9 protein-coding genes are annotated in these 12609 nt (G+C 67.9%); 3 read left to right on the top strand and 6 right to left on the bottom strand.

The genetic code is table 11. From position 1 onward, the window contains the following. Positions 1-8 precede the first annotated feature (8 nt). Positions 9-818: an amino acid ABC transporter ATP-binding protein gene (locus ACFRAU_RS01870; RefSeq protein WP_377998552.1), complete on the bottom strand. Its 810-nt coding sequence runs from the start codon at positions 816-818 to the stop codon at positions 9-11. 5 nt (positions 819-823) lie between these two features. Continuing rightward, positions 824-1891 (bottom strand): ABC transporter permease subunit, encoded by a 1068-nt coding sequence (locus ACFRAU_RS01865; protein WP_377998551.1) that lies wholly within the window; start codon positions 1889-1891, stop codon positions 824-826. A 260-nt stretch (positions 1892-2151) separates the two neighbouring features. Between ACFRAU_RS01865 and ACFRAU_RS01860 the strand changes: the two genes are divergently transcribed. Together ACFRAU_RS01860 and ACFRAU_RS01855 are read left to right on the top strand one after the other, a co-directional pair. Beyond that, positions 2152-4113, top strand: a complete 1962-nt coding sequence (locus ACFRAU_RS01860; protein WP_377998550.1) for an FAD/NAD(P)-binding protein — start codon at positions 2152-2154, stop codon at positions 4111-4113. Between the two features lie 3 nt (positions 4114-4116). Next, positions 4117-4641 (top strand): GNAT family N-acetyltransferase, encoded by a 525-nt coding sequence (locus ACFRAU_RS01855; RefSeq protein WP_377998549.1) that lies wholly within the window; start codon positions 4117-4119, stop codon positions 4639-4641. Here ACFRAU_RS01855 and ACFRAU_RS01850 read toward each other — a convergent pair. From ACFRAU_RS01850 to ACFRAU_RS01835, 4 genes are all read right to left on the bottom strand, one after another. Beyond that, positions 4638-5927, bottom strand: a complete 1290-nt coding sequence (locus tag ACFRAU_RS01850; protein ID WP_377998548.1) for an ammonium transporter — start codon at positions 5925-5927, stop codon at positions 4638-4640. The genes ACFRAU_RS01855 and ACFRAU_RS01850 overlap by 4 nt on opposite strands. Before the next feature lie 202 nt (positions 5928-6129). Then, entirely contained in the window at positions 6130-7293 is a 1164-nt protein-coding gene (locus ACFRAU_RS01845) for a hypothetical protein (RefSeq protein WP_377998547.1), read from the bottom strand. After that, complete coding sequence (locus ACFRAU_RS01840) at positions 7290-9485, bottom strand: multicopper oxidase family protein (RefSeq protein WP_377998546.1); 2196 nt, start codon at positions 9483-9485, stop codon at positions 7290-7292. The genes ACFRAU_RS01845 and ACFRAU_RS01840 overlap by 4 nt, the downstream gene beginning before the upstream one ends. Before the next feature lie 394 nt (positions 9486-9879). Continuing rightward, complete coding sequence (locus tag ACFRAU_RS01835) at positions 9880-11493, bottom strand: FG-GAP-like repeat-containing protein (protein ID WP_377998545.1); 1614 nt, start codon at positions 11491-11493, stop codon at positions 9880-9882. A gap of 99 nt (positions 11494-11592) precedes the next feature. Here ACFRAU_RS01835 and ACFRAU_RS01830 point away from each other — a divergent pair, with 99 nt between their 5' ends. Next, the gene (locus ACFRAU_RS01830; RefSeq protein ID WP_377995938.1) at positions 11593-12603 is read left to right on the top strand and encodes a LacI family DNA-binding transcriptional regulator; all 1011 of its coding nucleotides are present in this window, start codon (positions 11593-11595) and stop codon (positions 12601-12603) included. Positions 12604-12609: the final 6 nt, after the last annotated feature.

Genomic DNA, 12609 nt, shown 5'->3' with positions numbered 1-12609 from the left:
GGTTTTCCTTAGATATTGAAGGCGGGCTCGATCACCTTGGAGAAGAAACTCCGGGTGCGTTCTTCCTGCGGGTTGGTGAAAATGTCCTGGGGTTTGCCTTGTTCGACGATCTGGCCCTGGTCCATGAACACCACGGTGTCCGCCACGTCGCGGGCGAAGCCCATCTCGTGGGTGACGATGATCAGGGTGGTGCCGGACTTGGCCAGTTCGCGGATGACGTCCAGTACCTCGTTGACCAGTTCGGGGTCAAGGGCCGAGGTGGGCTCGTCGAAGAGCAGGATCTTCGGGTCCAGTGCCAACGCCCGGGCGATGGCGACGCGCTGCTGCTGGCCGCCGGAGAGCTGGCGGGGGTAGGCGCCGGCGCGGTCGCGCAGGCCCACCCGGTCCAGTAGTTCCAGGGCGCGAGCGCGGGCCTCCGCCGGTGACTTTCCCTGCGCGACGACGGGCGCCTCGGTCACGTTCTCCAGCGCCGTGAGGTGCGGGAACAGGTTGAAGTTCTGGAACACCATGCCGATTTCGGTGCGCTGCTTCAGGATGTCCTTCTCCGGCAGTTCGTGCAGCTTGTTGCCCTTGACCCGGTAGCCCACCAGCTGGCCGTCGATGGCGATGAAACCGGCATCCACTTTTTCCAGGTGGTTGATGGTTCGCAGCAGGGTGGACTTCCCGGAACCCGACGGGCCGACGATGACGGCCACGCCGCCGGGCTCCACCGTCAGGGAAACGCCCTTCAGGACTTCAGTGGGTCCAAAGGACTTCCGGACCTTGGTGATTTCCACCAGCCCGCGGGTGGCGGCGGGCGCCTCAAGAGTTGTGTTCATCGGAATCATTTCCTTCCGGCGGTGTTGACCGGGGCGTGGGTGGCGAAGAACTTCCGCGCCTTCTGCAGCGGTGTGAGGGGCAGGGTGCGCACGGCTCCCTTGGAGTAGTGGCGTTCGATGTAGTACTGGAACACGCTGAGCACGGAGGTGATCACCACGTACCAGAGCGTGGCCACGAGCAGCAGCGGCAGGACCTGCTGGGTGCGGTTGTAGATGACCTGGACGGTGTAGAAGAGCTCCGAGTAGGCCAGGACGTAGACGATTGAGGTGCCCTTGACCAGGCCGATGATCTCGTTGAAGGCCGTGGGCAGGATGGCGCGCATGGCCTGGGGCAGCACGATCCGGGTGGACCTGCGCCAGGCGGGAATGCCCAGGGCGGCCGCTGCCTCGAGCTGGCCCTGGTCCACGGACAGGATGCCGCCGCGGATGATCTCGGCGGAGTAGGCGGCCTGGTTCAGCGTCAGGCCCAGCACGGCGGCCGCGAACTGGCTGATCAGGGTGGTGGTCTGCGCCTCGAAGAAGCGGATGTCCGTGAACGGGAGCCCTAAGCTGATCTTTTCGTAGAGGTAGCCCAGGTTGTACCAGAGGAGCATCTGCACCAGCAGCGGCGTGGACCGGAAGATCCACGAGAACGTCCAGGACACGGAGACCAGCAGCGGTGAGGCGGACAGGCGCATGAGGGCGAGGACGAAGCCCAGGATGAAGCCGAGCGCCCCGGAGATGGCGGTGAGCTTGAGAGTCTCCACCAGGCCGTTCACCACGGATTTGGCGGTGAACCACTGGGCCACCACGCCCCATTCCCAGCGCGGGTTCGTGGCCAGGGACCACACGATGGCGGCCACGCCGAGTGCCACCAGCACGGTGCCCACCCAGCGCCACGGGCGGCGGGCGGGAACCAGGCGGTAGTCGGCGTAGTCGACGGCGGCACGCAGCTCGGCCGGGCCGGCTGGCACTGCCGCGGTCTGAATGTCAGCGGCAGCCGGGTTCTCCGGGGCGGCCTGCGTTTCCGGGGCCGGGTTCTCGGCCGGTGCCTCAGTGGGGGACTGGGACGTCCTGGTAGCTGCTGAACTCATGCGCCATCTCGCTTCTTCCGGTTGGTATTTCGGGGTAGTTGGCTGCAAATCTAGGTGCGCCCGGAAGGTCCGGCAAAGCCGTCTGTTGCATTCGTTCACACGGCTTAGCGGGGCGTCACAAGACGATTTCTTGCTCTCATTTACGCTCCGTTACGCGGGGTGAACGGCCGTGACAGGGCCCTCGACCGGCGGTTTGTCCAGACCCTAGATTGAGGGCTCCAAGCCCTTTTCAACCCGCCCTTTCTAGCCAGGAGTATCCGATGCCAGCGCAGCACCCATCCGTGGTCTTCATCGGCGGTGGCCCGCGCACGGCCGGAATCCTCGAACGGCTCGCTGCCAACAGGCCCGGTCTCGCGGACGGCCCGGTGCACATCCACATCGTGGAGCCGTACGAACCCGGCTCCGGCAGGATCTGGCGCTTTGACCAGGAGCCGGGCCTCATGATGAATTCCACCGCGGCGGATGTCACGATGTTCACCGACGCCTCGGTGCTGTGCGAGGGGCCTCCCATCGACGGGCCGGGACTTGCCGCGTGGGCTGCCGGAGTCCGGGATGGTTCCATCACCGACGTGCCCGCCATCCCGCCGCACCTGCAGGAGCAGCTGCGCTCGCTGACGGGCAGTTCCTTTGCTACGCGGCAGCTCCAGAGCAAGTACCTCGAGTGGTTCTTTCGCCGCGCCGTCCGCGCCCTGGGCAGCGACGTCCGCGTCACCGTCCACCGCGACACCGCGGTCAGCGTCGAACCGCTCAGCGGCGAACCCCTAAGCGGCGAACAACAGGGCGACGACGGCGGGTACAGCGTGCGGCTGGCCGGCGGCGGCACGCTGCAGGCCGACGTCGTGATTACCGCCCTGGGGCACACTGACGCGGAGCCGGAGGCCCGCTCTGCCGCATGGACCGGGTTCGCGGCGCGGTACGGCGGGTTCCACGCGGCACCCAGCTATACCACCGACGTCGACTATTCCTCCCTTGCCCCGGGCCAGGACGTCATTGTCTCCGGCATGGGCCTGGCCTTCGTTGACCTGCTGGTGCTGCTCACCGAAGGCCGCGGCGGCCGTTTTGAAGAGACGGCCGACGGCGGGCTGCGCTACCTCCCGTCCGGGGCCGAGCCCAGGCTCTGGGCCGGGTCACGCCGCGGCGTGCCGTTCCACTCCAAGATCTCCGTGGCCCTGCGCGGTGAGCCGGCGGGGGCGCCCCGGTTCTTCACCGCGGATGCGGTGGGCGCCCTCCTGGCGGCGCACGCCGAACTCGATTTCCGCAGCCACCTCTGGCCCCTGATCGCCAAGGACGCCGGCTTCGGCTACTACCGGGAGCTGTTCACCGGCAGCCCGGAGCGGGTGGCGCTGGGCTGGGACGAGTTTGCAGGAAAGTTTGCCGCCCTGGACTGGTACAGCAGCGCCCGCCGCGAGCTCGTCGCCGCGGCCGTTCCGGATTCCGGGCTCCACCTGGACCTCGAACAGCTCGACAAGCCGTTCGGCGGCCAACTCTTTGAGGGTCATGCTGACGTCCAGGAAGCAGTGGCCGGCTACATCGAGCATGACCTCGAACTGCGGACGGGACCGGACCACCCGGAAACGCTGGCCCTGTTCATGGCCCTGCTGAAGGTGTACATGGAGCTGGGCAGGATCGTCCCGCCCGAACGCCTGAACGCGCGCTCGCAGGAGGAAGTGCACGGCTGGTGGCACGGGTTCTTCAGCTTCGTGGATTCCGGCCCGCCGCCGCGCCGGCTGCGCGAAATGCTGGCCGTCCACCGCGCCGGGCTGCTCAACTTCCTGGGACCGGGACTTGCGGTTGCGGCCGACGACGCCACCGGCGAGTTCGTGGCGACGTCCGCGCATTCACCGGTGAGCCTGCGGACGAAGGCCTTGATCGAGGCCCGGCTCCCCGGCCCCGCCGTGGCCCGTTCCGCCAACCCGCTGCTCCGCTCGCTGCACGGCACGGGCCTGGGCGCTGAGCAGCACCTGCTGACGTCCGACGGCGGCCACTCCACCGGCCGGCTCCTGATCACCTCGGGCCACCGGATCGTGGGCCGCAGTGGCGGCACCCGGAGTCGCCTGTTCGGCATCGGCCCCGGGACCTCGGGCTGGGGAGCGGGCGCGTTTGCCCGGCCCGGAACCAACGCGGCGCCGTTCCGGGAGAACGACGCCCTGGCCCGGAAAATACTTGAAGCTGTGTCCGGCGCCGGCCGGCCCCGCACCGCTGCCGCCGTCGGAAAGGCCTGAAAGATGCAACTCGAAGCAACCCCCTCCACCCTCACCGTCCTCGAACTGCCCATGCACGACCCCCGGGTCCGGCCGCTCCTGGACGAGCTCGCCGTCGAGTACGACACCCGCTACGGCGACCTGTTCGGCCGGGGCGCGGCCGCGGAGGAACTGAACAGGTACCCGGCCGAGGAATTCGAGGCGCCGGGCGGCGCCCTGCTGATCATCCAGGAGAACGGCGAGTCCGTGGCCGGCGGAGCCTACCGCCGCTACGACACGGAAACCGCCGAGTTCAAGCGGATTTGGACGCACTCGACGCACCGGCGGCGGGGGTTGGCCCGGCGGGTACTAGAGGAATTGGAGCGGCTGGCCGCGGAGCGCGGGTACCGCAGCGTCTACCTCACCACGGGCCCCCGCCAGCCGGAGGCCAAGTACCTGTACCTGAACACCGGCTACACGGCTCAGTTCGATCTCGCCGCCGACCCCGAGACCATCGGGCCTCTGGCGTTCACGAAGGACCTGGCCGTCCTGGCAGGGGACCCGGCCTAGGACCTGGGTGCGGCGCCCAGGTTTACGGGGTCCTCGTCGGTCAGGTACGCGAACTCGGAGTGCGCGGCGATGTCGATGCCGCGCAGTTCGTCCTCCTCGTGGATGCGCAGGCCCATGGCCATGTCCACCACCTTGGCGATCACCCAGGTCAGGCCGAAGGAATAGGCCAGCACGGCCACGGTCGCGATGGACTGGATACCCAGTTGACGCAGACCGCCGCCGTACAGCAGGCCGCTGACGCCGTTGGGCGCGCTGCTCGTGGCGAAGATGCCGATCAGGAGGGTGCCGATGATGCCGCCCACCAGGTGCACGCCCACCACGTCCAGGGAGTCGTCGAAGCCGAGGCGGAACTTCCATTCGATCGCCAGCGAGCAGACCGCACCGGCGATGGCGCCGATGGCCACGGCGCCCAGCGGGCTGACCGCACCGCAGGCGGGCGTGATGGCTACGAGCGCGGAGACCAGCCCCGAAGCCGCGCCCATGCTGGTGGTGGCCCCGTGCCGGATCCGTTCAACGACGGCCCACGCGAGCAGGCCGGCGGCTGCCGCCACGGCCGTGTTGAGGAACACCACCGACGCCGCGTGGCCGGCGGCCAGCGCGGATCCCGCGTTGAACCCGAACCAGCCCACCCACAAGAGGCCCGCGCCCACCAGCACCAGGGGGCGGCTGTGGGGCTTGGAGTGTTCCATCTTCGGCCAGCCGGAGCTGCGGCCCAGGACCAGCGCCAGGGCGAGGGCGGCGGCGCCGGCGTTCATGTGCACGGCTGTGCCGCCGGCGAAGTCGATGGCCTTGATGCCGTTGGCGATCCAGCCGCCCGTCACCGAGCCGTCCGCGGAGTTGAACGCGAAGACCCAGTGCGCGATGGGGAAGTAGACCAGCGTGGCCCACACGCCGGCGAACACCATCCAGGCGCCGAACTTCATCCGCCCGGCGGCCGCACCGGCAACCAGGGCGGTGGTGACGCAGGCGAAGAACAGCTGGAAGGACACGAACAGCGCCGCCGGGAGGGCGGCATCGGGATTATCCTTCAGCATCGGTTCGAGCCCTGCGTACTGTGTGACGTCCCCGATCAGGCCCAAGCCGTTCACGGAATTGCCAAAGGCCATCGAGTATCCAAACAGTGCCCACAGCACGGCCACGAGGCTGGCCCCGCCGAAGCACATCATCATCATGTTCAGGATCCGCCGCGATCCCACCATGCCCCCGTAGAAGAGGGCCAGGGCGGGAATCATCATGCACACCAGTGCGGAACTTGCGAGGATCCAGGCAACATCTCCAGCGTTCATTTCGAACTCCACTCAAGAAATCGGTGGTGGCATTTTGAGACCCGGAAGAATGCCGTTTGTCCCCACAACATAGGACTCCGGAAACCGCCGTAGGTTTCGGGAATGTAAATTGCTTGTTACCGCAATTTCTCGTCACAACGGCGACGGCGGACCCCGTCAGGGGCCCGCCGTCGCCGGGTTTGCAGTGAGCCGGAAAGCTCTCCTAATGCGTGGTGCCGTGGGTGGTGTTCCCTGAGGTATCCATGTCGCCGAGCAAGCCGGGCACGGCTCCGGCCACGCCGAGGGATCCGATGGCGATCGCCCCCACCACGGCCAGCGCACGGAGGTGGGCAGACGCCGTCGTCCGCCCTTCCGGTTCGCCGTCAGCCTTGCGCCGGGCGCGGAGCAGGACGACGGCGATTACCAGGGTGCCGAGCTCGAGGAGGGACGCGGCCACATCGGCCAGGCCAAAGGGCTCGGGCACGCCGGAGTTGGGGCCGAAGGGCAGCCCCGCCGTCCGGGACCACAGCCACAGGCCCAGCGGAACCACGGAGGCCGCGGCCACGGCAACCAGGACGCTCTGGCCGGGCCGTCCCAGCAGCAGGACGCCGCCGGCCACCTCCGCCATGGCCAGGGCGAGGAAGAACGCGCTGGCCACCACCCAATGGTTGAGGTGGTCCGGTATGACTGCGAGGTGGATGGCGGCGCAGCCAAACAGTGCCACCGCCGCCAGCGTCAGCCTGAGGTCCGTGGCGCCGGCCAGGGAACGGCCGGACCGCGCACGGCGGGCAATGCGCCCGGGCGGCGCCTCCTTCGGCCGGCGGCTGACGTCCAGCCGCCCGCCCCGGATCGCCACCGTCCAGCCGGTCACCACGAGGTTCGTGATCAGCAGCAGGCCGGTGCCATAGCCAAAAGCGGCCAGCTGGAGTCCCAGCGAGGACTGGTCGAGCTGTTCCGCCGACTGTGCGGAGTTCGCATGGTGCAGCGCGCCCATCAGGTTGTGCTGGAGGGCGTAGTCCCAGGCTTCACTGGCGGCCAGCGTGAGGGCTCCGGCCAGGGTGCCGGCCGCGGCAACCAGCAGGGCCGTGGTGAAGAATGCCTTCCTGCCGGCCAGCACGGGCCCGAACCACCGCATCGACAGCGTCACGGCCGCGATGACAGCCAGCATGAACAGCGGAAGCAGCACGGTTGACTCCCGGAGCCAGCTTACAAACGGCTCCTGCGTGCGTTCGATGGCTCCCACGGCGCCCCTGAGCGACACCACCCAGAAGCCGTCGGCGTAGGCCATCATCGCCGCAAACGGGATGACCGTCAGCCAGGGGACCGCGGGGCGGGCCGGCGCCTGGGCGCCGGTCCCGCTGACCATTCCGGCCGGCACCGCTGTCATGGCGTGATTTCCCAGCCGAACATCATGGCGTGGTCCTCATGCGCCAGGTTGTGGCAGTGGGCCACGTACGGTCCCACGAAGTCACGGAAGCCGCGGTAGATGATGGTCGACTCGCCGGGATCCAGGGCCACCAGGTCCTCGCGGGACACATCATCGGGATGGCCCTTGTCGCCGCCGCGGGTGACGTCCCTGCCGTTGCGCATGACCACCCGGTGTTCCTCCATGTGCAGGTGGAACGGATGGACCCAGCCGCCGCCGCCGTTGCGGATTTCCCACAGGTTGTAGCTGCCCTTCTTCTGCTGGGCGAGCGGCGAGCGGCCTGCGCGGTTCTTGAGGCTGGTGGCAACGGTGTTCGGGGTGAACGGCTTGCCGTTGATGAGCCACTCCGTTTCGCCGCCGCCTGAGCCACGCTCCACCTCGAAGATCAGCCGGTTGTCCAGCATGGTCTGCCAGTTGCTCGGCAGCGGCGGGAGCTCCCGCATCATCCCGGTCGGGATGACGCTGTCATCGGGAGCGTCATCGCCGATCACGAACTTGAGCAGGGGAACTTTGTAGGCGGGGTCGGGCGAGAACCGGGACGAATTGCTCCACATCCGGCCGTTGGGCATCTTCATCACGTCGGTGAGGTAGATGACGTCGCCCTTGGTGGTGGGGGTGCCGTCCTGGTACCTGGTGAAGTCGATCACCACTTCGCGTCGCTTGGCCGGCCACAGCTCGAAGGAATCGCGCTTGATCGGCATCGGCAGCAGGCCGCCGTCGGACGCGATCTGGGTGAACTGCATGCACTGCTGGCCATCCGGGATGCGGTACTGCCCCTCGAGTTCGTCGCCCTGGTAGCCGAGCGAGACCGAGGTTTTCGGCCCCTTCGTGGAGCTCATCAGCTTGAACTCGTAGATCCGGGCGATGGACGCATCCAGGAACCGGAAGCGGTACTTGCGGCGCTTTACCTCCATGACCGGGTAGGCGGTGCCGTTCACGGTGAAGATATCGCCTACGAAACCGTGGTTGGGGAAGTGCTTGTAGAAGGTCTTGCCCCACCACTCGGGGTGCTTGGCCGGGTTCTTGGCGGCCGGGAACTCCTTCTGGACGTCGTGGATGTCCTTGTGCATGGTCACGCCGTCGTCGAGCCGGGTGTCGTAGAAGGCCAGCGGGACGTCGTAGTCCACGTCGAAGGATCCGTCCGGGTTGTCCTTGCGGACACCGGGCAGCCGCAGTCCCTGGCGCTCGTCGCCCATGTCCATGCCGTTCTTCGGGTCATAGATCGGGTACAGGCCCACCATGCCCTTGTAGACGTTGGAGCCGGTGTGGTCCATCCGGTGGTCGTGGAACCAGAAGAAGCTCTGCTTCTCCCGGTCGTCGCCGCCGGCGGGCCAGTTCAGGTACAGGTTGTCGCAGAAGGTCTTTGGCAGGTACCCCTCGTACTTGGGCCCGCTGGTCATGGAGTAGTGCGGGTTGCCGTCGCTCTCCGGCGCCGTGTGGCCGTTGTGCAGGTGGGTCAGAAAGGACCAGTCCGGGGAGCCGAAGTCCTGGCGGTCCAGGTTCAGCGGGTTCTCATCCAGATGGTTCTCGAACCGCACCAGCGCCGGCTTGCCGTATTCGGCGTTGATCATCGGGCCGGGGAAGGTCCCGTTGAAACCGTAGATGGTGCTCATGGGGAGGGTCCGCTTGGTTCCGGCCGGGTAGGTCTTGCGGTTCGCATCGAAGGAAACCGTTGGGCGGCCCTTCGCGTCGATCGGCAGAACCTGCGAGGTGGTGAACGCGTGTTGCCGCAGCAGGATGTCGATCTTGTAGACGAGCGGGTCCGGATAGCCCAGCTTGGAGGGCCAGATCTGGTGCTGCTCATTCTTGAAGGAACTCTGCTGGCCCTGCCCGGGTCCGGGCGGGTCGCTCCACTCGGTGTAGCCCTTCGTGAACGCGTCCCCCACGGCAGGCGTGGGTGCCAGGGCCTTGGGAATGGTCAATTGGTCCGTGAACGGCGACAGGATCAGCGGGCTGGTGGGAAATGCCTCGATGTAAAACAACAGATCACCGAGGGCGGTGGACGAAGCGGCGAACGCGCCGTCGGGCGAAAGCAGCCCCTTCTGCGCGAGCAGCGGACCTGCCCAGCCCTGGGCGGCGACGACGGCGGCGCCTGCACCTCCGGCCGCGCTGAGCCGCAGGAGATTGCGGCGGGACACACCGTTCGTCGACACTGTGCTTGTCGACTCTGTGCCTGCCGACACTGTGCTCGTCGACTCTGTGCTTGTCGACACAGTGTTCGTCAACACTTCGTTTGTGGTTGCGGTTTCTTCTGACATGGTTATGCGCCTCCTTCGGGGCAAGAAAGAATGGCCTGTTGGCCCCGGTATTCGAGCTTTATCAGGGTCTTTCCCCGGCGGTTTCTGCACCGGGAAATCCTGGCCTTGCGGAAGCCGGCTGCGCTTGTCGTTGCCCCGCGCAACTACAGTGAAGGCAGGGGGTTGGGAAAACATTGGACGAACGCCGTGCATACCCCCTCAACGGGATGGGTATAGGGGGGTGGCCTTTCCAAGGCCGGTGCCAGGCGAAGAAGCCGTGCTGGTTAAACGATCGACCCAGAAGATCGTGCTAGAACAGCGGGCCCAGACCGTTCCAGCCGGCGCTGATGCGCACCCGGGAGCCGAATTGCCCCGTCCCGAGCCCGGGATAGAGCCACAGGACGCCGGCGGCGTCCCGTGCCAGCAGGTCAGGGTTGCGGTCGCCGGTGAAATCACCGGGACTTACGACGGCGGTCATGGCGTTCCAGCCGGCGCCCACCCGGACGCGGGGAAGCCAGCCGCCCGCGCCGCTGCCGCGGTACAGCCACAGGACGCCGGTGGCCGATTCCCGCGCCAGGACGTCGGCGGCGCCGTCACCGTTCATGTCGCCCGGACCCACCAGGGCGTTGAAGGCGTTCCAGCCCGAGCCCACGCGGATCCGGGGCAGGAACGCGCCGGTGCCGTTGCCGCGGTACAGCCAGAGGAAACCGGTGGCACTCTCACGGGCCAGGATGTCCACGCGCTGGTCGCCGCTGAAGTCCCCGGGGCCGATGATCGCGCTGAAGCTGTTCCAGCCGGTGCCGAGCCGGATCCGGGGGAGGAACCCGCCGGTGCCGTTGCCGCGGTACATCCACAGGTATCCCGTGGCGGCCTCCCTGGCAAAGACGTCCTGCGGGCCGTCGCCGTTGAAGTCGCCGGGCGTTTCAAGGGCGCTGAACCCGTTCCAGCCGGTGCCGACGCGCACGCCGGGCAGCCGGCCCCCGCGGCCGTTCCCCGGGTACAGCCGCAGCTCGGCCGTGGCCGTCACCCGGGCCAGGATGTCGGTGTTCCAGTCACCGTTGAAGTCGGCGGTCGAGCGGGACAGGGCGGACGCCGGGACAGGGAGGGGAGTGAAGGCGTAGGGGTCGCAGGTCAGGTCGTAGTCCCGGACGTCGTCGTACCACTGGGAAAGGTATACCCGGCCGCCGGAGAAGCTGGCGGTTCGGCAGAGGTTCTGGGCTTCGCCGGGGAAGTCCAGCCGGCCGGCGGTGGCCCACACCGGAACGCCGGACAGCCGCCAGGAACCGGTGATGCCGGCCCAGCCCGAGGCGAACGAGTACAGGCCATAGGAGTAGCCGGCGTCGCGCAGGCCGCGCATGAGGCCTTCGACGATGTACCGGTTTTCGCGCTGCTGCGCTGCGCTCGCCGTGGGCCACGGCTGGGCGGGGCGGGGTTCGACGTCGATCCACACCACGCGCGGGGCAAACCGGACCCGCGCCAGGCTGGCAACCGCGAAACGTGCTTCCGCGTAGCCGACGTTGGAGAGCTGCCCCGCCCGGGTAGCTGCGGACCACGGTCCCTGGGTGCGGTAGGTGGCGAGTTGGGCGGCCGTGGGGAAGGCGGACATCGTATAGGCCTGGGCCGGCTTGCGGTTGCCGGCTGCCCAGGTGACCTGGCTGGCCAGGCACGGGTTTTCCGTGAAGGGCAGTCCCTTCGTCAGGCCAATCACCACGAACTGGGACGACGCCGGCGGCAACGGGAGGCCAAAGCCGCCCACCGCCGTCGGGCATTGGGGCCAGGAGATGTCGTGGCCGTTGAGCGATACGGCGCGCGCGGGGGTGGCGCCGGGCAGGTAACTGAAGAGCAGGGCGAGCAGGATCAGGAGGCCCGTCAGCATGTGCCGTGCGGAAAATCCGCCCCCCGAATGATGAACTTTGCCGTCCATCGCCAGCGCTCCTTTGCTCCCATCATTTTACGTCCGGCCGCGTCTATCCGTGTTGCGCCCTATTCGTGTTCCGGGCTGTGCGTCGCGCACAATTACCCCATGGCAAAAAGCAATGCCCGGCTGCCCCGGCTTGAGGATGTGGCGGAGCGCGCGGGAGTCTCGCACCAGACTGTGTCCCGGGTGATCAACAACCATCCCAACGTCAGCAAGGCCACGCGCGAGCGGGTCGAGGCCGCCATTGCCGAGCTGGGCTACCGGCGCAACACGGCTGCCCGGAGCCTGGTCACGCGGAAGTCGCAGACCATTGGCGTGCTGGGCAGCGAGCTGTCGCAGTACGGTCCCGCCAACACGCTGCTGGGGGTTGAGCAGGCCGCGCGCGATGCCGGCTATTTCGTGAGCATTGCCGCCCTCCGCTCGGTGAGCCGGGAGGCGATCTTCGACGCCATCCGGCACTTCCTGGACCAGTCGGTGGACGGCATTGTGGTGATCGTGCCGCATTCCGAGACTCTCCTGGCCCTGGCCGAGTTGAACCCCGGCGTGCCGGTGGTGGCCGTCGGGTCCCTGGGCAGTGAGGCGGTGAGCGGCGCCATGGTGGACCAGAAGCGCGGGGCCGAGCTCGCCGTCGGGCATCTGATTGAGCAGGGCCACCGCCGGATCGGCCACATAGCCGGCCCGCAGGACTGGATCGACGCGGTGGCGCGTGCGGAGGGCTGGAGCGCCGCGCTGCGCGAGGCAGGGCTGGACGACAGCCTGGTGGTCGAGGGGGACTGGAGCGCCGGCAGCGGCTACGAGATCGGCCGGAAGCTGGCCGCCGAACGGACCGCCACCGCGCTGTTCGTGGGCAACGACCAGATGTCCCTGGGCCTGCTCCGTGCCTTCAACGAGGCCGGCGTCCGGGTCCCCGAGGACGTTTCCGTGGTGGGCTTCGACGACCAGCCGGAGTCCGGCTACTTCACGCCGCCGCTCACCACGGTCCGCCAGGACTTCGAGGAGCTGGGCCGGCGCTGCATGGATCTGATGTTGAGCGCCATTGAGAACGGCGACACGGTGAGCACCACGGTGGTGGAACCGGAGCTGGTGGTCCGCCGGAGCACGTCCGCCCCGGCCTAAGGCCAC

Origin of the sequence: Arthrobacter sp. NPDC056691 (assembly GCF_042791415.1) — a bacterium.
Taxonomy (GTDB): Bacteria; Actinomycetota; Actinomycetes; order Actinomycetales; family Micrococcaceae; genus Arthrobacter.
Note: the sequence above shows the minus strand (reverse complement) of the source record. Positions and strands in the feature narration are given on the sequence as shown.

Coding starts and splice junctions, on each gene's coding strand:
- ACFRAU_RS01855 (WP_377998549.1), top strand. CDS start 4,117: ATGCAACTCGAAGCAACCCCCTCCACCCTCACCGTCCTCGAACTGCCC.
- ACFRAU_RS01835 (WP_377998545.1), bottom strand. CDS start 11,493: ATGGACGGCAAAGTTCATCATTCGGGGGGCGGATTTTCCGCACGGCAC.
- ACFRAU_RS01850 (WP_377998548.1), bottom strand. CDS start 5,927: ATGAACGCTGGAGATGTTGCCTGGATCCTCGCAAGTTCCGCACTGGTG.
- ACFRAU_RS01845 (WP_377998547.1), bottom strand. CDS start 7,293: ATGACAGCGGTGCCGGCCGGAATGGTCAGCGGGACCGGCGCCCAGGCG.
- ACFRAU_RS01830 (WP_377995938.1), top strand. CDS start 11,593: ATGGCAAAAAGCAATGCCCGGCTGCCCCGGCTTGAGGATGTGGCGGAG.
- ACFRAU_RS01865 (WP_377998551.1), bottom strand. CDS start 1,891: ATGAGTTCAGCAGCTACCAGGACGTCCCAGTCCCCCACTGAGGCACCG.
- ACFRAU_RS01860 (WP_377998550.1), top strand. CDS start 2,152: ATGCCAGCGCAGCACCCATCCGTGGTCTTCATCGGCGGTGGCCCGCGC.
- ACFRAU_RS01870 (WP_377998552.1), bottom strand. CDS start 818: ATGAACACAACTCTTGAGGCGCCCGCCGCCACCCGCGGGCTGGTGGAA.